Source organism: Flavobacterium sangjuense (assembly GCF_004797125.1).
In the GTDB taxonomy this organism is placed as follows: domain Bacteria; phylum Bacteroidota; class Bacteroidia; order Flavobacteriales; family Flavobacteriaceae; genus Flavobacterium; species Flavobacterium sangjuense.
Map to the genome: position 1 here is coordinate 2663326 of NZ_CP038810.1, position 23133 is coordinate 2686458.

Annotated in this window: 23 protein-coding genes and 1 pseudogene; 15 read left to right on the top strand and 9 right to left on the bottom strand. The window is 36.9% G+C overall.

What is annotated here, in order from left to right; translation table 11 throughout:
* The first annotated feature begins 68 nt into the window (after window positions 1-68).
* Window positions 69-1472 (top strand): dihydrolipoyl dehydrogenase, encoded by a 1404-nt coding sequence (gene lpdA / locus GS03_RS11590; RefSeq protein ID WP_136152706.1) that lies wholly within the window; start codon window positions 69-71, stop codon window positions 1470-1472.
* Window positions 1473-1520: 48 nt separating this feature from the next.
* Here the strand turns inward: lpdA and GS03_RS11595 are convergent, their stop codons facing one another.
* The 5 genes from GS03_RS11595 to GS03_RS11615 all read right to left on the bottom strand — a co-directional run bounded on the left by GS03_RS11595 (window position 1521) and on the right by GS03_RS11615 (window position 5324).
* Window positions 1521-3242: a tetratricopeptide repeat protein gene (locus GS03_RS11595; protein ID WP_136152707.1), complete on the bottom strand. Its 1722-nt coding sequence runs from the start codon at window positions 3240-3242 to the stop codon at window positions 1521-1523.
* Between the two features lie 95 nt (window positions 3243-3337).
* Entirely contained in the window at window positions 3338-3760 is a 423-nt protein-coding gene (locus tag GS03_RS11600; RefSeq protein ID WP_136152708.1) for an arsenate reductase ArsC, read from the bottom strand.
* Window positions 3757-4377 carry a class I SAM-dependent methyltransferase gene (locus tag GS03_RS11605; RefSeq protein ID WP_136152709.1) on the bottom strand — a complete coding sequence of 207 codons (621 nt, stop codon included), beginning with the start codon at window positions 4375-4377 and terminating at the stop codon, window positions 3757-3759. Before GS03_RS11605 ends, GS03_RS11600 begins: the two co-directional genes overlap by 4 nt.
* A gap of 131 nt (window positions 4378-4508) precedes the next feature.
* Window positions 4509-4982: a DUF6428 family protein gene (locus tag GS03_RS11610; RefSeq protein WP_136152710.1), complete on the bottom strand. Its 474-nt coding sequence runs from the start codon at window positions 4980-4982 to the stop codon at window positions 4509-4511.
* 18 nt (window positions 4983-5000) lie between these two features.
* Entirely contained in the window at window positions 5001-5324 is a 324-nt protein-coding gene (locus tag GS03_RS11615; RefSeq protein WP_136152711.1) for an ArsR/SmtB family transcription factor, read from the bottom strand.
* A 146-nt stretch (window positions 5325-5470) separates the two neighbouring features.
* Between GS03_RS11615 and tpx the strand changes: the two genes are divergently transcribed.
* The 4 genes from tpx to GS03_RS11635 are packed head-to-tail and all read left to right on the top strand — an operon-like array spanning window position 5471 to window position 9493.
* Window positions 5471-5968, top strand: coding sequence for a thiol peroxidase (gene tpx, locus GS03_RS11620; RefSeq protein ID WP_136152712.1), 498 nt, complete (start codon window positions 5471-5473; stop codon window positions 5966-5968).
* Between the two features lie 10 nt (window positions 5969-5978).
* On the top strand, window positions 5979-6353 hold the full coding sequence (locus GS03_RS11625; RefSeq protein ID WP_136152713.1) for a diacylglycerol kinase family protein: 375 nt from the start codon (window positions 5979-5981) through the stop codon (window positions 6351-6353).
* 43 nt (window positions 6354-6396) lie between these two features.
* The gene (locus GS03_RS11630; protein ID WP_136152714.1) at window positions 6397-8850 is read left to right on the top strand and encodes a DNA translocase FtsK; all 2454 of its coding nucleotides are present in this window, start codon (window positions 6397-6399) and stop codon (window positions 8848-8850) included.
* Between the two features lies 1 nt (window position 8851).
* Window positions 8852-9493 carry a LolA family protein gene (locus GS03_RS11635; protein ID WP_136152715.1) on the top strand — a complete coding sequence of 214 codons (642 nt, stop codon included), beginning with the start codon at window positions 8852-8854 and terminating at the stop codon, window positions 9491-9493.
* Here the strand turns inward: GS03_RS11635 and GS03_RS13410 are convergent.
* A complete protein-coding gene (locus tag GS03_RS13410; protein ID WP_246034213.1) occupies window positions 9490-9639 on the bottom strand; it encodes a hypothetical protein in 150 nt (49 codons plus the stop codon). The two genes, GS03_RS11635 and GS03_RS13410, sit on opposite strands and share 4 nt — an antisense overlap.
* Here GS03_RS13410 and GS03_RS11640 point away from each other — a divergent pair.
* The 10 genes and pseudogenes from GS03_RS11640 to argH all read left to right on the top strand — a co-directional run.
* A pseudogene (locus tag GS03_RS11640) lies at window positions 9575-10924 on the top strand (LptF/LptG family permease); the annotation flags it as partial. The gene GS03_RS13410 and the pseudogene GS03_RS11640 sit on opposite strands and share 65 nt — an antisense overlap.
* 563 nt (window positions 10925-11487) lie before the next feature.
* Entirely contained in the window at window positions 11488-12621 is a 1134-nt protein-coding gene (gene ribB, locus GS03_RS11645; protein ID WP_136152717.1) for a 3,4-dihydroxy-2-butanone-4-phosphate synthase, read from the top strand.
* Window positions 12622-12838: 217 nt separating this feature from the next.
* On the top strand, window positions 12839-13417 hold the full coding sequence (locus tag GS03_RS11650; RefSeq protein ID WP_136152718.1) for a GNAT family N-acetyltransferase: 579 nt from the start codon (window positions 12839-12841) through the stop codon (window positions 13415-13417).
* A complete protein-coding gene (locus GS03_RS11655) occupies window positions 13392-14591 on the top strand; it encodes an argininosuccinate synthase (protein WP_136152719.1) in 1200 nt (399 codons plus the stop codon). The genes GS03_RS11650 and GS03_RS11655 overlap by 26 nt, the downstream gene beginning before the upstream one ends.
* Window positions 14592-14593: 2 nt before the next feature.
* Window positions 14594-15568, top strand: a complete 975-nt coding sequence (gene argC / locus GS03_RS11660) for an N-acetyl-gamma-glutamyl-phosphate reductase (protein ID WP_136152720.1) — start codon at window positions 14594-14596, stop codon at window positions 15566-15568.
* 10 nt (window positions 15569-15578) lie between these two features.
* Complete coding sequence (locus tag GS03_RS11665) at window positions 15579-16724, top strand: aspartate aminotransferase family protein (RefSeq protein ID WP_136152721.1); 1146 nt, start codon at window positions 15579-15581, stop codon at window positions 16722-16724.
* Entirely contained in the window at window positions 16721-17680 is a 960-nt protein-coding gene (locus GS03_RS11670; protein ID WP_136152722.1) for an N-acetylornithine carbamoyltransferase, read from the top strand. The genes GS03_RS11665 and GS03_RS11670 overlap by 4 nt, the downstream gene beginning before the upstream one ends.
* Window positions 17667-18458, top strand: coding sequence for an acetylglutamate kinase (argB, locus tag GS03_RS11675; protein WP_136152723.1), 792 nt, complete (start codon window positions 17667-17669; stop codon window positions 18456-18458). The genes GS03_RS11670 and argB overlap by 14 nt, the downstream gene beginning before the upstream one ends.
* Window positions 18436-19518, top strand: coding sequence for a M20 family metallo-hydrolase (locus GS03_RS11680; RefSeq protein WP_136152724.1), 1083 nt, complete (start codon window positions 18436-18438; stop codon window positions 19516-19518). Before argB ends, GS03_RS11680 begins: the two co-directional genes overlap by 23 nt.
* 2 nt (window positions 19519-19520) lie before the next feature.
* Window positions 19521-20843 (top strand): argininosuccinate lyase, encoded by a 1323-nt coding sequence (gene argH / locus GS03_RS11685; protein ID WP_136152725.1) that lies wholly within the window; start codon window positions 19521-19523, stop codon window positions 20841-20843.
* Here the strand turns inward: argH and GS03_RS11690 are convergent.
* From GS03_RS11690 to GS03_RS11700, 3 genes are all read right to left on the bottom strand, one after another.
* Complete coding sequence (locus GS03_RS11690; RefSeq protein ID WP_136152726.1) at window positions 20836-21309, bottom strand: Lrp/AsnC family transcriptional regulator; 474 nt, start codon at window positions 21307-21309, stop codon at window positions 20836-20838. The genes argH and GS03_RS11690 overlap by 8 nt on opposite strands.
* A gap of 244 nt (window positions 21310-21553) precedes the next feature.
* Complete coding sequence (locus GS03_RS11695) at window positions 21554-22639, bottom strand: AbiH family protein (RefSeq protein ID WP_136152727.1); 1086 nt, start codon at window positions 22637-22639, stop codon at window positions 21554-21556.
* 3 nt (window positions 22640-22642) lie between these two features.
* The gene (locus GS03_RS11700) at window positions 22643-23071 is read right to left on the bottom strand and encodes a cytidine/deoxycytidylate deaminase family protein (RefSeq protein WP_136152728.1); all 429 of its coding nucleotides are present in this window, start codon (window positions 23069-23071) and stop codon (window positions 22643-22645) included.
* Window positions 23072-23133 lie beyond the last annotated feature (62 nt).

The following is a 23133-nucleotide window of genomic DNA, read 5'->3' on the forward strand; positions in this document are numbered from 1 at the left end:
AATCTTTTACAAAAAATCAAATAAAAACTGTAATTTTGTGACGCAAAAAAAATAAACACTAACTAATTATGAGTTCATTTGACGTAGTCATTATAGGTTCTGGTCCCGGCGGATATGTTTCAGCTATTCGTTGTGCCCAATTAGGTTTCAAAACCGCCATCATCGAAAAATATTCAACATTAGGAGGAACTTGCCTTAACGTAGGTTGCATTCCATCAAAAGCATTATTGGCTTCCTCACACCATTACGAAGAATTACAACACTTTGCTGATCACGGAATTGAGGTTTCCGGAAAAGTAAAAGTGGATTTAGGGAAAATGATTGCCCGCAAACAAGCAGTTGTTGACCAAACTTCAGGTGGCGTGAAATTCCTAATGGATAAAAATAAAATTACCGTTTTTGAAGGATTAGGTTCTTTTGAAAGCGCTACCAAAATTAAAATCACAAAAGCCGATGGTAAATCAGAAACCATTGAAGCTAAAAATACAATCATTGCTACAGGATCAAAACCATCTTCGCTTCCTTTTATCAAATTGGATAAAGAAAGAATCATAACATCAACAGAAGCTTTGAAATTGCCGGAAGTTCCTAAACACTTAATCATCATTGGTGGTGGTGTTATCGGAATTGAGTTAGGACAAGTTTATTTAAGACTTGGCGCACAAGTATCTGTTGTTGAATTTTTGGACCGAATCATTCCTGGAATGGATGCCGGTTTGTCTAAAGAATTAACCAAAGTATTGAAAAAACAAGGCATGAAATTCTATACTTCTCATAAAGTAAAAGAAGTAACCCGAAAAGGTGCAACTGTAACCGTTCAGGCGGATGATGCCAAAGGAAATACCGTAACTTTTGAAGGCGATTATTGCCTGGTAGCTGTTGGTCGTCGTCCATACACTGACGGACTTGCTGCTGATAAAGCAGGCGTAAAAGTTACTGACCGCGGAATGATTGAAGTAAACGACCATTTGCAAACGAATGTTCCAAATATTTATGCGATTGGTGATGTGGTTCGTGGCGCGATGTTAGCTCACAAAGCCGAAGAAGAAGGAACTTTAGTTGCCGAAATCTTAGCAGGACAAAAACCACATATCGATTATAATTTAATTCCGGGTGTTGTTTACACCTGGCCTGAAGTTGCTGCTGTTGGTAAAACAGAAGAGCAATTAAAGGAAGCCGGAGTTGCTTACAAAGCGGGAAGCTTTCCTTTCAAAGCTTTAGGAAGAGCCAGAGCAAGTGCTGATAATGATGGATTCGTTAAAATACTAGCCGATGCTAAAACCGATGAAGTATTAGGTGTTCACATGATTGGTGCACGTTGTGCCGATTTGATTGCCGAAGCGGTAACCGCAATGGAATTCAGAGCTTCTGCTGAAGATATTTCAAGAATGTCACACGCGCATCCAACCTTTGCGGAAGCCGTTAAGGAAGCTGCATTAGCAGCTACAGATGATAGAGCTTTACACGTTTAAAACAAACTAAGCTTCAAATAAAAAGCCGACTCAATGAGTCGGCTTTTGTTATTTAATTCGGGAAGTTGTGATTTTGACATCGGCAGTTGCCCAACTTTTAGCAAGCAAAGCATCCATTTCTTTTACTTTGGCTGGATTATTCAGCTTTTGATAAGCCAATTTCAATCCGTGTTGCGCCCAGCCATTATTACGAAATCGCTTCAAATCTTCCTGATAGGTTTTTACAGCATCATAATATTTTCCGGCTTCAATTTGCATCGCACCAAGATGATGCCGCACCGAGAAAAACCAATCCGGTGGCTCATTATAATTTAATCCGTCTTCAATTGTAACCGCTTTTTCAAGCAGCGGAATGCTTTGTTTATAGTTTCCTTCCGAAGCTAAAATTTCACCTTTCAATACTTTACCTGCAATTTGCAAAACATCATACATCGTATTGATATCCCAAATCGTCATTTTTTTCATGGCATCATCATTGGCTAAAACTTCCAATTTTGCTAACTCGGCTTTTGCTTTCGCAATATCTTTTTTTCCTAAATAAGCCATTCCTTTAGCATAATGAGAAATAGCTACAGGATATTTTAGCGTATCGGAAACCAATTTCATTTTTAAAATAGCATCCCATTTTCCAAATTTCACTGACACAAAATATGGGATAACATAGAAATGCTGCAAGGTTGACCAACCAGGTTCTATCATTGTCTTTGGATGCACAAGATTTGATGTTTTGTCTGCTCCTATTTTTGCCCAATTGTAATTTCCTTCCAAAGTAGCACAAGCTGCCATAAAATGATAATTATGCGGATAATACGCCAACGGATAAGCGCCTTGAGCATGGCACATGGTAACATAGATGCTGTCTAATTTTACCGAATTAATATTGGCCACAGTTCCCTTGTGATATTCACCGGTTCTGATATAAATATGTGAAGGCATGTGCACCAAATGGCCTGAAGCTGGAGCTAATCCTTCATCAAAACGTTTTGCCGAAGCATTGGCTCTTTCTGCTGTATTAGAAGCTTCAACTGCATGAATATAGAAATGATTGGCACCAATGTGTTTTGGATCTTTCTTTAATATTTCTTCCAGCAACCTAATGATTTCAGGTGTCCATGACTTGGCAACACCATTTTTATCAAACAAATCCCAAGGATGCATATCCATAATGGACTCGACATATAAAGCCGCAATAGTAGTATCATCGGGAAATTCTTTAGCTACATTCTTCATGGCTTCCGAATAAGCACTATCTAATGCACTTCTGTCTTCAACTGATTTGGCAACATATCTTTTTGATAACGCCTTTATTAATGCCTTTTCCTTTTCAGACGCATTGACTGAAAGTTTTAGCGCTTGTTGAATGGCGCTATAGGCTCTTTCATAATTATCGGGTTCCATTCCAGCGTTGTAATTTGGACCCAATACATAGGCATAACCCCAAAAACACATAGCCGATTTAGAATCTAATTTAGTCCCATAATAAAAAGAACGTGCAGCTTCTGCATGATTAAAACCGAAGGCAAAAGCCAATCCCTGATTAAAGTACTTTTGAGCTTCCTCATTCTTAGTGCTAATTGAAAAATCAATAACATCCATGCCTTTAAAAAGTGGTGCCTTTTTATCGGTTTCAAACCATTTTGCATCAGTAGTTTCGGGAGCACAGCCATAATTACTTTTCCCAACTACAGCTTTTACTTCCTGCTTGTTTTCATTTTTACAAGCGTAAAACAATAAAGAAACAAGTACAAGTAATTTTAGAATTCTATTCATAAGTCTCGCTTTTTAGTACTATAAAGATAATAGAACTATACTTAAAATCAAATAGTTATTGACTGTTTGACGGACATTAAAATAAAAAAACCAACTCAATCGAGTTGGTTTTCTGTTATGAAGTCTTTACAATATTCTTTAATCATTGCTCTTACCCTTCGAAACTCTTCTATCACTTCCGTTGTAGAACCTTTTACTTTGGAGGGATCGGGGAAATTATGATGCAGCTTTATCGCTTGGGTTGGAAAAAACGGGCAACGCTCTTTGGCATTATCACAAACGGTGATTACATAATCAAAAGGAATATCAAAATACTCCTCAACATTATTCGAAGTATGTTTCGAAATATCAACACCGTCTTCTTTCATTATGGCAATTGCCAACGGATTTACACCATGCGTTTCAACACCGGCGGAATACACCGTAACTTTATCTGTATTGGCAAAATATGATAAATAACCATGTGCCATCTGACTTCGGCAACTATTTCCTGTGCACAATACTAATATATTTTTCATACAATATTCTTTCGTTTAAATCCACAAAAAAGGAAATTCTGCGTGGTGCCAAAAGGTGTTTTATGGTTTTCGGAAAAGCAGCCTTTTAGTTGAAAATCTTTTTCAAAAACCAAACTCAGGCTTTCCTCATTGCAATGATTGATGTCTAAACCACTGCATCGTTTTGGACCTTCCTCTGAGAAAGTACCAATGAACATTCGACCCTTTTTGGTTATAGCTTTATCCGCCAATTCGGCATATTGTTCAATATCCTCTTTTCTTGTTAAAAAATGGAAACAGGCTCTATCATGCCATAAGTCATACTGTTCGACAGGAACAAATTCCAAAATATCGGATTCAATAAAAGTAACTTGACTGGCCTTATCACCCAATCTTTTTTTAACACGTTCAATCGCATTAGCAGAAATATCCAACAGAGTTACATTGGTATAACCCAAGTCCAACAAAGCGTCAATCAAATAACTATCACCGCCACCAATATCAATGATCTTGGCATCTGAAGATAATTCCAGCGCAGTGATAAAATCAACAGAGGTTTGCGGATACTGTTGATACCAACTCACTTCTTTTTCAGTTTTGGTAGAAAATACGTTTTCCCAATGTTGTTTTCTTTTCATAATTATACTAAAAGCCAAAGCAAATTAATAATTGTAAATCGGATATCCAATCCAAACATCAAATTGAGAATTATAATTCCGCTGGTAATTACAATTGGTTTTTTATATTTAATTACTTTATCTCTCATAACTTAACAGCAAACTGCATCTGAACCACAACAAGAAGCTTTTTCTTTCCACTCACCTATTTTTGCTTTGATTTTCTCGGCAGGAATTCCGCAGTTATCTTTGGCTAAACAAGTGGTTTCTTTTGAAGTTAAAAGAAAATTAGTACCATCAAAACCAAGGCTAAATTTACCGATGGTATCCTTCATTTGATATTCTACTTCGATTTCCAAATCGGGCATATTTAAAACTCTTTCTGAAAGTTCAATAATGTGAACTAATTTTTCAGGATGCAAACGATGGTCATAATCATTAGCTTCCCACAGTTGAAAATTAGCGATTTCTTCATTCCGAATAGTTCCGCCACAATCGATAAAATGCTTTGTCACTTTACCTACTTCTGTTACGTGAAAATGATTGGGTACTAATTCGCCGTTTGGCAGTTGAAAAGCAATTGTAGTCAAGCTATTCAATTCTTTTTTAATTTCTGATAATTTCATGATTTCGAATTTTAAAATTTAACAACATTTATTTTTTAATTGGCTGTTGATGATTGAAAAGTAACTTTCAATTTTCTTCAACGTAGTTTCGTTTATACAATAGCAAATCGCAGTACCTTCAATGTTTCCTTTGATAATTCCTGCGTTTTTCAGTTCTTTCAAATGTTGTGAAACTGTAGGTTGTGCCAAAGGCAGCTCATTCACAATATCACCACAAATACAAGTGTCCACGGTCAACAAATATTCAATAATAGCAACTCTTGCCGGATGTGACAAGGCTTTAAACAACGAGGCAAGTTCGTTTTGTTTGTCGGTAAAAAAATCAGATTTAGAGGCTCCCATAATTCTTTATATTATTATATTGCAATATTACGATATAATAATATTATAAACCAAATTATTTTACATGTTTTTTTTTAGCAACAGCTATATGTTTACCCTAAATCCTAAATATTTTCATTACTTTTGACGCTCAAAAAACTACATTTATGGCTTCAGTACTATTCGGTGGAAATCCTGTAAATACTAATGGCGAATTGCCAAAAGTGGGAACAAAAGCACCTGATTTTAAATTATCGGCAACCGATTTATCTATTGTAAGCCTGAATAATTTTACCGGAACAAAATTAGTCCTGAATATTTTCCCAAGCATTGATACGGCGACCTGTGCCACTTCGGTTCGAAAATTCAATGCTGACGCCAGTAAACTTGAAAACACTAAGGTTTTGTGCATTTCACGTGATTTGCCTTTTGCCCAAAGACGTTTTTGTGGTGCTGAAGGATTGGAAAACGTAATAAATCTTTCTGATTTTAATACCGGGAATTTCGGAAAAGATTACGGACTTGAATTTGTTGAAGGGGCATTTACCGGTTTACAATCGAGAGCAGTCATTGTTATTGATGAAAACGGAATTATCAGACATACGGAGCAGGTTGCTAATACTTCAAACGAACCCAATTATGAAGCTGCTTTTGCAGCACTTTAAATACTGAAATATGGAATTCCAAAAAGACAATTCTTTTTTCACCGGACGATTAAAAAGCGTAGGTTTTGCACTTAAAGGTGCTTATAAACTTATCACGACGGAGCACAGCGTGATGGTACAATTTTCATTAGCTGTTTTGCTGGTAATTGCCGGATTTTATTTCGAAATTTCAAGAGAAGAATGGATGATGCAGACTTTGGCTTTTGGATTGGTTTTGGGAATCGAAAGTCTGAATACAGCCGTCGAAAAAATTGCTGATTTCATTCACCCTGAATTCCATGACAGAATTGGTTTTATCAAAGACATTGCCGCAGGTGCCGTGATGTTTGCTGCAACCGCTGCCATAGTAGTAGGATTATTAATTTATGTTCCGAAATTTCTATAAACATTCGATTAAATTTCTATTTTTATAGCGATATAACTAACCAATGGCAAAAACAGTAAAAAAAGAAGTAAAAGAAAAAGATCCCCAATCGGATATTAAAATTTTAAAGACCAAAAAGCAATACCGAATGCTGTTTGGTTTTCTTTTGGTTTTATTGTCAATTGCTTTTTTGGTTTCCTTTATTTCCTTCTTTGTATCCGGAAATGGTGTTGGTTACGGTCAAGCCGATCAGAGTGCGGTTGATGCGATTACCGATAGAAATGTTCCTGTAGAAAACTGGCTGGGTAAATTTGGTGCTTACATTTCCGACTTATTTATCTATCGTGGTTTTGGAGTAGCATCCTTCCTATTTGTCAAGTTGTGCTTTTTGAGTGGTGCCTTTTTGCTGTTAGACTTACCTATCCGAAAACTCAAAAACACTTGGTTTTGGGATTTGTTTGCTATCATCGTGTTGTCGATAACGTTTGGATTTTTTGCTACTACTATTCCCGAATTAGGCGGAACTATAGGTTACGAACTCAATCTATTTATACAGGATTATATTGGTAAAATCGGAACATTACTCGGAATTGTCTTTGCGATAGTTATCTATTTAATTTTCAAAATAAAAATTTCTCCGGACGCTGTGAAAACGTTCTTCGAAAAGAAACACGCCGACATCAAAGATGATTTGAATGGATTGACTTCAACTGAAAGCGGAACCGATTATAATCTGGAAGAATTTGCCGTTAAAGAAGAGGAAGAACTTGAAGAGCCTACTTTAAAGCCTTCTCAATTCGAAATCAATAAAGAAGCCTTAAAGCCAACTATTGAACACGCTTCCGAAATCAATTTGGAACCAATCATAAAAACGGTTGCACCAACTCCTACTCCACAACCACAAGTTATAGAAACACATGACGAAGCTTTTGTCATTGAACAAGCCGCTGATGAAGATGTTATAGAAGAAAATCTGGCTGCTAAATTAGTAGCTGACTTTGGTGAATTTGACCCAACATTGGAATTATCCAACTACAAATTCCCGACAATTGATTTGCTAAAAGAATACACTTCGGTTGGTATTACCATCAATCAGGAAGAGCTGGAAGAAAACAAGAACCGAATTGTAGAAACCTTAAAAAACTACAAAATCGATATTGCCCAAATAAAAGCTACAGTCGGTCCATCGGTAACACTATATGAAATTGTACCGGAAGCCGGAATTCGTATTTCCAAAATCAAAAGCCTTGAAGACGATATCGCTTTGTCATTGGCAGCATTAGGTATTCGTATCATTGCACCTATTCCGGGAAAAGGAACGATTGGTATCGAGGTTCCAAACAAAAATCCGACGATGGTTCCAATGAAGACTGTGATTTCTTCAGCTAAGTTTCAGGAAGCCGAAATGGAATTGCCTATTGCTTTAGGGAAAACTATTTCGAATGAAACCTTTGTGGTGGATTTGGCAAAAATGCCACACCTTTTGATGGCTGGTGCAACCGGACAAGGAAAATCGGTTGGATTGAATGCGGTATTAACTTCGTTGTTGTACAAAAAACATCCGGCGGAAGTTAAGTTTGTTTTGGTTGATCCAAAGAAAGTCGAGCTAACGCTTTTCAATAAAATTGAACGTCATTATTTGGCAAAACTTCCAGATACAGAAGATGCAATCATTACCGACAACAACAAAGTAATCAATACATTAAATTCGCTTTGTGTTGAAATGGACAATCGTTATTCGTTATTAAAAGACGCGATGGTTCGTAACATCAAAGAATATAACGAGAAGTTTAAAGCACGTAAATTAAATCCGGAAAACGGGCATCGTTTCCTGCCTTATATTGTATTGGTAGTTGACGAGTTTGCCGATTTGATTATGACTGCCGGTAAGGAAGTGGAGACACCTATTGCCCGTTTGGCGCAGTTAGCACGTGCTATCGGAATTCATTTAATCATTGCTACCCAACGACCATCGGTAAATGTAATTACAGGTATCATCAAAGCCAATTTCCCGGCGCGTATCGCTTTTAGAGTTACCTCTAAAATAGATTCGAGAACGATATTAGATACACAAGGCGCTGACCAATTAATAGGTCGTGGAGATTTATTGTATTCCAACGGAAATGATTTGGTGCGTGTGCAATGTGCTTTTGTAGACACGCCAGAAGTAGAAAGAATTGTAGATTACATCGGTTCACAAAAAGCATATGCCAGTGCCTATTTATTACCCGAATATGTTGGTGAAGAAGGCAGTAGCGTAAATTTGGAATTTGATATATCCGAAAGAGACAGTTTGTTTAGAGAAGCGGCAGAAATAATTGTAACTGCTCAACAGGGTTCGGCATCATTATTGCAAAGGAAGCTGAAATTGGGTTACAACCGTGCGGGTCGATTGATTGATCAGTTAGAAGCCGCCGGAATCGTAGGTCCATTTGAAGGAAGCAAAGCAAGAAGTGTTAACATTACAGACTTGGCTTCATTAGACCAATTCTTTAATAATGAACAAAATAATGATTAAAATGAACAAGCTAGTATCTTTTGTTATTTTACTTTTAGTAACTTTTACTACTAATGCTCAGGATAAAAAAGCAAAAGAGTTGTTAGACCAGGTAACAGCTAAGATTAAATCCTACAACAACATCACCATTGATTTTAAATACACTCTCAATAATTACAAGGAGAATATCAACAAAGAGAGTAAAGGAAATGTAATTATTCAGGACAATAAATATGTGTTGAATTTTATGGGTGTTACCAAAATGTATGATGGTAAAAAAAGCTACACTATAGTTCCTGAAGACGAAGAAGTTACCATATCAAGTTTAAATGAAAAGGATGACAATTCGATTACACCATCTAAGATGCTTACCTTTTTTAACAGTGGTTATAAATACAGTTGGGACATTCTTCAGGACGTAAAAGGACGAAAAATACAGTACATTAAATTAGTACCAAACAATGCTAAAGACCAACGAAAAGAAGTCTTATTGGGTATTGATTCCCAAACCAAAAACATCTACAATGTGATTGAAATGGGTAAAAATGGAACTAAAACCACGCTTACTGTTAATTCTTTTAAAACCAATCAGCCATTATCAAAAAATCAGTTTACCTTTGTAGCTAGTAAATATCCAAATTACTACATCAATAAACTAGATTAATTTCGGGTGAAAATACTTGACAAGTACTTATTAAAATCATTCCTCATTACATTTACTACGGTATTTGTAATTCTCTTCTTCATATTCGTTTTGCAGGTTGTTTGGCTGTTCATTTCTGAACTGGCCGGTAAGGACTTAGATTTCATAATGATTTTGAAGTTCCTTTTGTTCAAAATGCCAAGCATCATTCCGTTGGTTTTACCTTTATCTGTTTTATTGGCTTCCATTATGACTTTTGGAAGTTTAGCCGAAAATTATGAGTTTGCCGCAATGAAGTCTTCCGGAATATCATTGCAGCGTTCGATGAGAACCTTGATTTACTTCATTTGTATACTCAGCGTTGTCGCCTTTATCTTTGCCAATAATGTTATTCCGTATGCCGAATATAAGTTCATCAACTTTCGTAGAAATATAGCCCAGGTAAAACCCGCAATGGCTATAGCCGAAGGGCAGTTCAGTCAGGTTGGAAGTTATAATATTAAAGTTGAGAAAAAATCAGGGGATAATGGAAGATACCTTAGTGGCGTTACCATTCATAAATTATCCAACACAGGTGCAGGAAGCAACACTGTTATAAAAGCTAAAAAAGGAGAATTAGTAAGTAGTGAAAACTCAAACACCCTGAAATTAGTTTTAAGAGACGGAAATTATTACGAAGACATTATTCCTAAAAAATTTGAAGATCGCAACAAAGTTCCCTTTGCCAAAAGCGAATTCAAAACCTATGTTATCAATATTGACCTTTCAAAGTTGAACAATACTAATCTGGACGAAGAGCAAATCACCAATACCAATACGATGCTTACCGTTGGTGAACTTCGATTTACGCTTGATTCTTTGCAGAAAAACTATAACAAAGACATGGTTTCAATTGCTGAGAACATAAACCAACGTTCGTCGATGAACAGTACAAATTTTACAACCGGCACCAATATACCCCAAATTAATACTGCCAATATATTAAACAATTTTTCTTTTTCAGATAAAACGCAAATACTAAGGGTAGCAAGCAGTAACGTTGATGCAACCAACTTTACTTTAGAAAGCTCACGCTTTGAATTGGGTGACAAACAAAAAAACATCAACCTGCATTGGATTGCACTTTACGATAAATTTGTAATTGCTTTTGCCTGTTTACTAATGTTCTTTATCGGTGCGCCTTTGGGAGCCATTATCCGAAAAGGAGGATTGGGATTGCCTATAGTATTTGCCATACTTATTTTTATCATTTTTCACTTCATCAATACGTTTGGAAAAAAAGTGGCGCAGCAAGATGAAATAGCACCTTTCTTAGGTTGCTGGATGTCTTCTTTTGTACTTGGTCCTTTAGCAATTTTGTTGACCAAAAGAGCTACTGAAGACCGCGGTGTTAGCATAAATTTGGATTGGATAACTGATATCTACAAACGATTTATACCAACCAAAACCGAAGAAGAATTAACGGAACAGCCCGTCATAAACATGGAGCAGGTCACAGTTGAAAAAGATACCGATTGGGAAAAACTCAACGGCTATGACAATGATGTGTTGATTAAAATTGTAAAAGATGCTAAACAATTTGGCTATAAAGATGATTACCGCAACAAAGCACTGAAAGTTCTGGAGTCAAGAAACATTACACAGGAAGAATTATTGCTTACCAACAACCTTTATAATGTCGATTATAACAAAGTCGAAGAACTTAACAAGCAATATAAAATCTATAGCAAAATAACTTTTGTAACGTATTTGATATTGTTTGGGATTTCTTCTCTGGGAAAACCTGAAACTATTATCTCCATTATACTAGCGTTTGTCGTTGCCGGCGTTTTCTATACCGCATTGTTCAAGTCGCAACAACTATTGGATGAAATAGGAACCATTATGGACAAAAAAGTAGATTTAAATATATACTTGGTTGTAGCAGCCGGGTTTCCGTTCTTTATCCTGTTTTATTTCTACAACAGAAGTTATTTAAAAGAAGTCATATCCGAATATTCTAAAAGCACGAACTAATGAGCGAAAGTAAAATACACCTCAACACTATAGAAGAAGCCATCGAAGACATTCGACAAGGTAAAATTATTATTGTAGTTGATGACGAAGATCGTGAAAACGAAGGTGATTTTTTGGCTGCAGCCGAAAAAGTAACGCCCGAAATGATAAACTTCATGGCGACTCACGGAAAAGGTTTAATCTGTGCGCCATTGACGGAGAAACGTTGTGATGAATTAGAATTACATTCGATGGTAAAAAATAACACCGACCATATGGAAACCGCTTTCACCGTTTCTGTAGATTTAAAAGGTCATGGTGTAACCACAGGAATATCAGCTTCTGACAGAGCTAAAACGGTTTTGGCTTTAATAAAGGAAGACACCAAACCCTACGATTTAGCGCGCCCTGGGCATATTTTCCCACTTATTGCAAAACAAGGTGGTGTATTGCGTCGAACTGGTCATACCGAAGCCGCTATCGATTTTGCCCGCTTAGCCGGATTTAAATCGGCAGGCGTAATTTGTGAAATCATGAACGAAGATGGTTCTATGGCTCGCTTGCCGGAACTGGTAAAAGTGGCTAAGAAATTCAATCTTAAACTCGTTTCTATTGAAAACTTAGTGGCCTATAGAATGCAACACGATAGTTTGATTGTCAAAAAAGATGATTTTGAGATCGAAACCCGTTTTGGTAAATTCCGTTTACGTGCCTACCAACAAACCACTAACAAACAAGTACATTTGGCATTGACCAAAGGAAGCTGGAATTTGGGCGATCCAATACTTACCCGAATTAATTCTACCCAAGCGAATAATGACATACTGAATACGTTAGCCACCGCAATGGATAAAAAGCTGGACGATGTTTTTAACCGAATTATTGAAGAAGAAAAAGGAGCCATTCTATTCATCAACCAGGAAGTTGACTCTTCGGATTTATTGCATCGATTAACCGAGTTGAAACATTTACAAGCCGAAGGCATTTTCAAAGTACCACAAATCAAGATGGACGTCAAGGATTTTGGTATCGGTGCGCAAATACTCCATGATATTGACATCTCCAAAATACGCCTTATCTCAAACACGACGCAAACCAAGCGTGTCGGAATGATTGGATATGGATTAGAAATAACGGAATATGTGGTTTATTAAATAACTATAGTAATCCCAAATAAAAAACCTTCAAGTTTGCTTCGCCAGTTCGCTGCGCTCGTGTTCTTGAAGGTTTTTTTGTGGAGCGATGAAAAGGAGTGATAAATAACATTTAAAAGATTTAAAATCTTTTAAATGCTATACAATTAAGATATTTTATCTTTATTTATTTGTTTGGTAATAATTAATATCTATTTTTGTCAAAAAAAATAGAAGGATGACTATCACCATTGTACAAAGCAATGCGCAACATTTAATCTTTTGCGAAGCCATAATAGCCGAAATGGAACACTCGGCACAAATACGCGGTACCGGAATTGCCAAGCGTTCGGCTGCTTATTTGAGTAAAAAAATCGTAGACGGAAACAGCATCATAGCCTTAACGGAAGAAAACGAATGGGCTGGCTTTTGTTATATCGAAACCTGGAGCCATGAAAAATTTGTCGCTAATTCAGGATTAATTGTCGCTCCAAAATACCGAAAATTGGGCTTGGCCCGAAAAATCAAGAAAGCAATCTTCAATCTGTCCAGAGAGAAATATCCGAATGCCAAAATATTTGGTTTGACTACTGGTTTGGCCGTGATGAAAATCAATAGCGAATTGGGTTACGAACCGGTAACCTATTCCGAATTGACCCAAGACGAGAACTTCTGGAAAGGCTGTAAAAGCTGCGTTAACTATGAAATATTACTATCGAAAGACAAAAAAAACTGTTTGTGTACCGCCATGTTATTCGATCAGCCTGAAATTAAAAAACAAAATGAATCCAATGAAAAAAGTAGTTTTAGCATATAGCGGAGGTTTGGATACTTCTTTTTGTGCGGTGTATTTATCAAAAGATAAAGGCTATGAAGTACATGCCGTAACCGTCAATACCGGTGGTTTTTCTGCGGAAGATATTGTGGCTATCGAAAAACGCGCTTATGAATTGGGTGTTCATTCCTATACTTGCGTCGATGCGGTGCAAACCTATTATGATACTTGCGTAAAATATCTAATTTATGGTAATGTTTTAAAAAATAACACATATCCACTTTCAGTAAGTGCCGAAAGAACGATTCAGGCGAAATCTATTGCGGGGTACGCCAAAAGTATCAATGCTGATGCGATTGCGCACGGAAGCACAGGAGCCGGAAATGACCAAGTACGTTTTGATGTTATCTTCTCGGTTATGTGTCCGACTATCGAAATCATCACGCCAATCAGAGATTTGAAATTGTCGAGAGAAGCGGAGATTGATTTTCTAAAAGCAAACAAGGTCGAAATGAACTTCGATAAAGCGTTGTACTCTATCAACAAAGGGCTTTGGGGAACATCTGTCGGCGGAAAAGAAACCTTGACATCTAATCTTTCTTTACCGGAAGCTTCATTTCCATCGCAATTAGAAAAGACAGAAGCCGATAAAACCGAAATAACGTTAGAATTCAAACAAGGCGAATTAGTCGCAGTAGACAACACAAGCTTTTCGCATCCAAGCGAAGCGATTTTATATTTAGAACAATTGGCGACACCGTTTGCCATCGGAAGAGATATTCACGTAGGCGATACGATTGTAGGCATCAAAGGAAGAGTCGGTTTTGAAGCGGCTTCAGCATTAATCATTCTGAAAGCGCATCATTTGTTGGAGAAACATACGCTGTCCAAATTCCAATTAAACCTAAAAAGCCAGTTGGCCGATTGGTACGGAACATGGTTGCACGAAGGCTTGTTTTTAGATCCTGTGATGCGTGATATTGAAACTTTCTTTGCTAACACACAAAGCACAGTTAATGGAAAGGTAACCGTAACGCTCTTACCCTACAGATTTGTGCTTAACGGTATCGAATCCAATAATGACTTGATGGCTTCGAAATTCGGAAGTTATGGCGAAATGAACTTGACTTGGTCAGGCGAAGATGTAAAAGGCTATTCTAAAATCATCAGCAATTCGTTAGCGATTTACAATCAAGTAAACCCTGATAAATTATAATCATGGAAAACAAATATAACATCGGAATCGTTGGCGCTGCAGGTTATACCGGTGGTGAACTCCTCCGATTGTTGTTGAACCATCCAAAGATTGCCATTGCTTTTGCTTTGAGTAGAAGTCAGGCAGGCAATGCGGTTTCGAGCGTACACACTGATTTGTTTGGCGAAACGGATTTGGTTTTCACCAATGAATATATCGATACTATTGATGTCTTGTTTTTGTGTCTGCCTCACAAGGAAAGCAAAAATTGGATTGAAAGTCATTCGATTAGTAATAACGTAAAAATCATCGATTTGGGAAATGATTTCAGATTGGAAGGAGCATTTAACAAAGGTGAATTTGTTTATGGTTTACCCGAAATGAATTCAGAAGCCATAAAATCAGCCAATTACATAGCCAATCCGGGTTGTTTTGCTACCGCGATTCAATTAGCCTTATTGCCTTTGGCGAAAGCCGAATTATTGCAAACCGTTTACACGACAGGCATAACAGGTTCTACAGGCGCGGGACAGTCATTACAACAAACGACACATTTTACGTGGAGAGCGAATAATATATCGGCTTATAAAACGTTGACTCACCAACACGTAGCAGAAATTTGTAATACGTTAGAAAAGTTAACCAATCATAAAGTCAATTTGGAATTTGTGCCCTGGCGTGGCGATTTCACCCGAGGGATTTTTACCAGTTCCACCTTGCAAACCAATTTGGATATAGCAGCTTTAACCGCACTTTACGAAGACTTTTACAAAAGCAATCCATTTGTATTTGTGTCAAAAGAAACTATCGATTTGAAACAAGTAGTGAATACGAACAAATGTCTGTTACATATCGAAAAAGAGGGCGATCACATCGTCATCCATTCGGTAATTGACAATTTGATAAAAGGCGCTTCCGGTCAGGCGGTGCATAATATGAATTTGATGTTGGGTTTCGAACCAACACTCGGACTAAAACTAAAAGCATCCGCATTTTAAAAGAAAGATTATGAAATTATTTGATGTATATCCATTATTCGATCTGAACTTCGTGAAAGCGGAAGGCAGTTACGTTTGGACCGACAAAAACGAAAAATACTTAGATTTATACGGTGGTCATGCCGTAATTTCTATTGGCCACAGTCATCCTTTTTATGTCAACAAAGTGACTGAGCAATTGCAAAATATTGGCTTTTATTCCAATTCGGTTAAAATTCCAATTCAGGAAGAAGTTGCAGCATTATTAGGGAAAATCAGCGGTTACAACGATTACAACTTTTTTATGTGTAATTCGGGTGCCGAAGCCAACGAAAACGCAATAAAACTTGCCTCATTCCACACCGGAAGAAAAAAGAACATCTGCTTCACCAAAGCTTTTCATGGCCGAACTGCCGCTGCAGTAGCAGCAACCGACAACAAGAGTATCATCGCGCCGGTCAACGAAACCGACAATTTTATTTTTGTTCCTTTCAACAACACAACACTATTGGAGGAAGCTTTTGCAAACAACGAAATTTCCTCCGTAATCATCGAAGGTATTCAGGGTGTTGCAGGTGTTCAGATTCCGGAAGTTTCTTTTTTACAAAAAATCAGAAGCCTATGTGATAAAAATGAGGCTGTTTTTATTTGCGACGAAATCCAATCCGGTTACGGAAGAACAGGAAAGTTTTTTGCACACCAACACGCGAATATCAAAGCTGATATTATCACGGTTGCCAAAGGGATGGGTAACGGATTTCCGGTTGGCGGCGTATTGATTTCACCTGAGATTAAAGCCAAACACGGTTTGCTCGGGACAACTTTTGGTGGAAATTATTTGGCTTGTGCTGCTTCGAAAGCGGTTTTGGAAGTCCTTGCATCGGAAAATTTAATGCAGAACGCCATCGAAGCCGGCGATTATTTATTCGAGCAATTAAAAGATGACGAAAACATTGCGGAAATCAGATACCAGGGCTTGATGTTTGGCATCGAATTAAAAACGCCTTGCGCTCCATTCAGAAACCAATTGTTGCAGGACTTTAAAATCCTAACCGGAAATGCTTCCTGTCCGAATACGTTGCGAATTCTTCCGGCTTTAACTATTACCAAAGCCGAATTGGATTTATTTATCAAAGCCTTCAAAACCATTTCGCAATCTAAATTAGTAACGATATGAAAAGATTTTTCTCCGCTGATGATGTTACGGATTTAGATGCTTTAGTACAAGATGCTATTGACATTAAAAAATCTCCTTTGCTAAAAAGTGATATAGGAAAAGGCAAAACGCTTGGTTTGGTATTTTTAAATTCCAGTCTGAGAACGAGACTGAGTACGCAAAAAGCCGCTCAAAACTTAGGTTTAAATACCATCGTTTTAAATGCAGCTCAGGAAGCCTGGACCTGGGAATTTGAAGAGGGCGCCATCATGAATGGCTCGACGGTTGAACATATCAAAGATGCCGCAAACGTACTGAGTCAGTATTGTGACATCATCGGTTTGAGATGTTTTGCAGGTTTGACCAATAAAGAAGAAGATGTTTCAGAAAAGATATTTTCATTATTCGAAAAATATGCAAGCGTTCCTGTAATTTCTTTGGAATCGGCGACTTTGCATCCATTGCAGAGTTTGGCCGATTGTATTACGATAGCAGAACATTTGCCTTATGATAAAAAACCAAAAGTCGTCCTTACCTGGGCGCCACACATCAAATCTATTCCACAGGCAGTGGGAAATTCTTTTGCGCAATGGATGAACAAAACGGATTTTGAGTTTGTCATTACGCATCCAAAAGGGTATGAATTAGACACCCAATTTTCCCAAAAAGCTACCATCGAGCACAACCAACAAAAGGCTTTGCAAGATGCTGATTTTGTGTATGTAAAAAACTGGTCTTCTTTTGAAGATTACGGACAAGTAGTACCTGTGAATGAAGATTGGTTATTGACCAATGAAAAATTAGAAGTAACCAATAACGCCAAAATAATGCATTGTCTTCCGGTAAGAAGAAATGTGGAAGTAAGCGATGAAGTTTTAGACAGTGAGAACTCCTTAATCTACGAGCAAGCCAACAACAGAACGTTTGCGGCGCAAGTCATTTTGGAAAAAATAGTAAAAGGAAATGAAAAAGCTTAACATCATTAAAATTGGCGGGAACATTATAGATGACGAACTTCAATTAGAGGAGTTTTTGTATGCTTTGGCTACACTTAATGAACCTTTTATTTTAGTACACGGCGGCGGAAAATTGGCAACCGATTTGGCAACCGATTTAAACATTCCGCAAGAAATGATTGACGGCAGAAGAGTAACCAATGCACAAACTTTAAAGATTGCAACGATGGTTTATGCCGGTTATATCAATAAAAACATAGTAGCGTTATTACAAAAACACAAGCGAAACAGCATCGGATTATCGGGTGCGGATGCCAATTTAATTCAAACGACTAAACGAAATCCGGAGCCAATCGACTTTGGGTTCGTAGGCGATGTAAAACCAGATGGAATCAACATTGCTTTTTTAAAACAGTTATTGCAACTCGGAATTACTCCGGTGATTAGCGCCATCACGCACGACGGCAACGGGCAATTATTGAACACTAATGCCGATTCAATTGCCAATACCATTGCGGTGAGTTTGTCTCGAACTTTTGACACCCAACTGATTTATTGTTTCGAAAAAAACGGTGTTTTGTATCATCCTGAAGACGAGAATTCGGTCATTCCGGTATTGGATTGGAATATGTTTCAGACGTTAAAAAGCGAAGGCGTTATCAGCAAAGGCATGTTGCCGAAATTAGAAAACTGTTTTCAGGCATTGGAACAAAAAGTTGGCAAAATAGGCATCATCAATGCCAAAAATATATCAGGATTTATCAACAACAAAACCCATGAAGGAACAAGTATTCAATAACACTACAACTGATTTATTTCAATCGGCTTTCAGTCTTTTAAAGGAGTTGATTGCGATTCCATCTTTGAGCAAAAGCGAAGATAAAACCGCGGATTGTATCCAACAGTTTTTGGAAGATTTTGGTGTGCCAACACACAGAGTCATGAATAATGTTTGGGCGTATAATCAATTTTATGATGCATCGAAACCTACTATTTTACTCAATTCACATCACGATACTGTTAAACCAAATTCCGGTTATACGTTGAATCCATTTGAACCCATTGAAAAAGATGGCAAGTTATATGGTTTAGGAAGCAATGATGCAGGCGGTGCTTTGGTAAGTTTGATAGCGACATTTTTATATTTTTGGGACAAGCCCAATATGAAATACAACATTATTTTGACCGCTACAGCCGAAGAAGAAATCTCAGGAATCAATGGTGTGGAATCGATTTATAGCCAATTGGGGAATATCGATTTTGCTATCGTCGGCGAACCAACAGAAATGAATTTAGCGATAGCCGAAAAAGGATTGTTGGTTTTAGATTGTGTAGCCAAAGGAACATCATCGCACGCTGCACATCCGAATCCTGACAATGCAATTTTGAATGCGATAAAAGACATCAATTGGTTCAATAATTACCATTTCGAAAAAGTATCGGATTTGTTAGGCGAAGTTAAAATGACGGTAACTATTATTAATAGCGGTTCGCAACACAATGTCGTGCCCGATTCTTGTCAGTTTACGGTAGATGTGAGAACGACAGAACAATATTCTAATACTGAAGTTTTCAACATCATCAAAGAAAATATCAGCAGTGAAGTAACAGCACGTTCTTTGCGATTGAATTCGTCATCGATACCGTTAACGCATCCGTTTGTACAAGCCGGATTGCAATTGGGCAGAACGTACTATGGTTCGCCAACGTCTTCCGATCAAGCGGTAATTCCTTGTCCGTCATTAAAAATGGGTCCGGGTTTATCAACCCGTTCGCACAGCAGTGACGAATTTATTTATGTGGCCGAAATCAAAGAAGCCCTCGAGATTTATAAAACTATTTTAATGCAAATTCTATAACCATGGCAACTAAAATATGGCAAAAAACAGCAAGCAATCCTGAAGGTTCGGGAGCAGCACATTCGGCAATTGTCGAGAAGTTTACTGTGGGCAATGATGTCGCCTTTGATTATGTCCTGGCGGAGTTTGATGTGTTGGGTTCGTTAGCGCATTGCGAAATGTTGCATTCCATTGGTTTATTAACTAATGAAGAATGGAAAACCATAGAAATCGAACTCAAAAATATTTTAATCGAAATAGCTCAAGGAAATTTTAGCATTGAAGAAGGCATTGAAGACATTCATTCTCAGGTGGAGCATTTACTGATTCAAAGAATTGGTGAGGCCGGCAAGAAAATCCACAGTGGTCGTTCGAGAAATGACCAAGTGTTGACTGATTTGAAATTGTATTTAAAGTCGGAAATTAAAAACATCCTTGGACAGACAGAAACCGTATTTAATACATTGATTCAATTAAGTAACCAACACAAAGAAACTTTGCTTCCGGGTTATACGCATTTGCAAATTGCGATGCCATCGTCTTTTGGACTTTGGTTTGGTGCTTATGCCGAGAGTTTGGTTGATGATATGGAATTGTTATTGGCAGCTTATAATGTGACCAATAAAAGTCCGTTAGGTTCCGGTGCGGGTTATGGAAGTTCGTTTCCTTTGGACAGACAATTGACCGCTGATTTGTTGGGATTTAAAACGCTGAATGTCAATTCGGTTTATGCTCAAATGACCAGAGGAAAATCGGAGAAAGTATTGGCTATGGCGATGTCTGGCATTGCAGCTACGCTTAACAAGTTTGCCTATGATATGTGCTTGTATCTCAATCAAAACTTTGGGTTCATTGCTTTTCCGGATACGTTGACTACCGGCAGCAGCATTATGCCACACAAAAAGAATCCCGATGTTTTTGAAATCATCAGAGCGCGAACTAACAGAATTCAGGCGTTGCCAAATGAGTTAATTTTGCTGACGAACAATTTGCCATCGGGTTACCACAGAGACTTTCAGTTGACTAAGGAAGGTTTGTTTCCGGCGATTCAGTCGTTGAAAGATTGTTTGATTATGTTCGATTTTATGTTACAACACATCGAAATCAAAACCGATATCGTCAAAGATCCGAAATACGATTATATGTTTAGTGTGGAAAATGTGAACCAACAAGTAGTAGACGGTATTCCATTTAGAGAAGCGTATAAAAACATTGGCTTAACTATTGAAAGTGATTTGTTTGAACCAAATTATAATTTGCAACACAGCCATGTTGGAAGCATTGGTAATTTAGGAAACGAACAGATTATAGCTTCTTTTAACGAAATTAAAGCCCAATTTATTTAATAGGAAAAGTATAAGCCGTTTCTTTTTTTGCTTCGTTCAAAACTATACTGCTGTGGTATTGACCGATATTTTTGATATTCGAAATCACATCTACCACAAAAGTATTATAAGAAGTGATGTCTTCGGCGATAATCTTGAGCATATAATCATAATTACCAGAAAGACTGATGACTTCCTGCACTTGCGGAATTGCGATAATGGTTTTTTCGAAATCACTCAGCGCTTGTTTGGATTGTTCTTTGAGTGTGATATTGCAATACACGACGATTTGCATTCCAATTTTAAACCGATCGACCAAGGCGACATACTTCAATACCACCTTGTCTTTTTCAAGGTTCTTTATTCTTTCATAAGTAGGCGTAAACGAAAGCCCTACGCGTTCTCCAATTTCTTTTACCGAAATGGTCGAATCTTGTTGCAGTATTTCTAATATGGCCAGGTCTTTGGCGTCTAATTGGTGTCTCATAGTGAATAGCGATGCTATTTGTATAACACAAATATAACTTTTTATTGTTATTTTAGGATGCTTTTATTATGCTCAATTGGTAGTTTTAATTCTTTATCTTATTACTAAATATATTTTGCCGGAAATAGCCATCAGTAAGTGCTTTATTTGTGTTTAATGATGATTATTTCCGGCAAAATACGAAAGAATTTGCTATGCACAGTTCCGCGATTGGGTTCGGGTCGTGCGGGAACAAGGAAAGATATTATAACTTTGGCTGCGGCATAGCTCTTGAATAATCAAATGGCACTACTTTCTTCCGCATCATTCCTTTGTCTTTAAAATGGCGTGATATTTCATAGGTCTTTTCAGTATAGTCATTAGTACCATCTTCCCGTTGATGATAAAATATTTTTATAGACTTACAATTGTCATGTTCAAATATTTGATTTAGCATGGTTCTGTCTGATAGTCCGCAAGAGTGTCCATAAATCTGAACCTGATAATCATCTGATTCTAGAAATCGTATCAACCGATAGTAGTTTTTGTTTTTTAAATACTCAAAGGATTTGATGTGCTTAAATAATTCATTGTTTCTTTCATCTTCAAACTCTAAATAGTTTTTATCTAATTCATCTCCAAAACCAAATATGGGTTGACCATGAGTACCACCTAAATCACCGTGAATATAATCTAAATCCGAAGGGATTTTTTTTCTACAGGCATCGTAGTAAACTTCAAAGGTATCAGTGTAATTAAAGTTCAAGAAAAAAAGATTTTTTGGCAATTGATCTTCTTCTAACTCAGTAGTGACAACTTCATAAGTATGTATTCTTTCAGTAAAACAATCAACTAAAGGCTTTTTTTTATAATTATTAAAAAATGTGAGTTGCTGTTCTTTTAAATAATCAATTAGTTTTTCTTTTAAATAATCCAATTGCTTATTTACTTTTTGAATTTCTGCTAATTGATTGTTGTTTTTAAAAGCATGTCTAGTGGCTAATAAGGTGCTAAAATATTCAATTTCTAAATCAACCCAGTTCATTTTTTCAATCTGATTAAAAGAGTTTTTTAATAATCCAGACTTGAATTGCATAGAAAATATAGGGTTACTTGTTAAAATTTTATTTATAAAATCTAATGAATTCTTCGAGGTAATTTTATTCAAAGGGTCAGGGTAGTAATATTGATTTTGTTTGACATTAATTTGTATCAGTTCATCTTCATAGGGTCTTGAAAGATAGATACTATTTATAGCGTCACTAAAATAATCAGCAATAAAATCTTTATAACTCGTCTTTATCCCATGAGCTAAATCAAAACCGTTGCCTATGATGATTAATCTGTTCATATGCTATTTCAAAGTCAAAGACATTTCATCTTTATAGGACAAGAATGTTTCATAAAGTCTATTATATACTGAACCAACAGCACCAGAAAATATATAAACGATTGGTTTGGTCTCTTCAATACCGCTTTTTAATATCTGATCTTCAGCTATACCTGGATAGGGATCTATATAAAAAATTTTACTTATACCTAATTGATATGCTTTTTTTGAGCAAAGTTCACATGGACTAGCTGTTGTAAAGAGTATGCCTTTATTTACACCAATACCTCCGCTTTTAGTAATTTGCAGCATTGCATTCTCTTCAGCATGCAAAGATCTTGTGTGAACTTGATTCTTTTCATTCTCATATTTATTATGTACTGTTTTGAAGCAAAAAGAACAATTTTTACCTTTCAATTTAGCTTTATCATAATCTTTATAATAATCTAACATTGCATTTTTAAAGGTAAAAGGGTCTTTATCTTTATATTTATAATCAATACCTTCAGATAAAT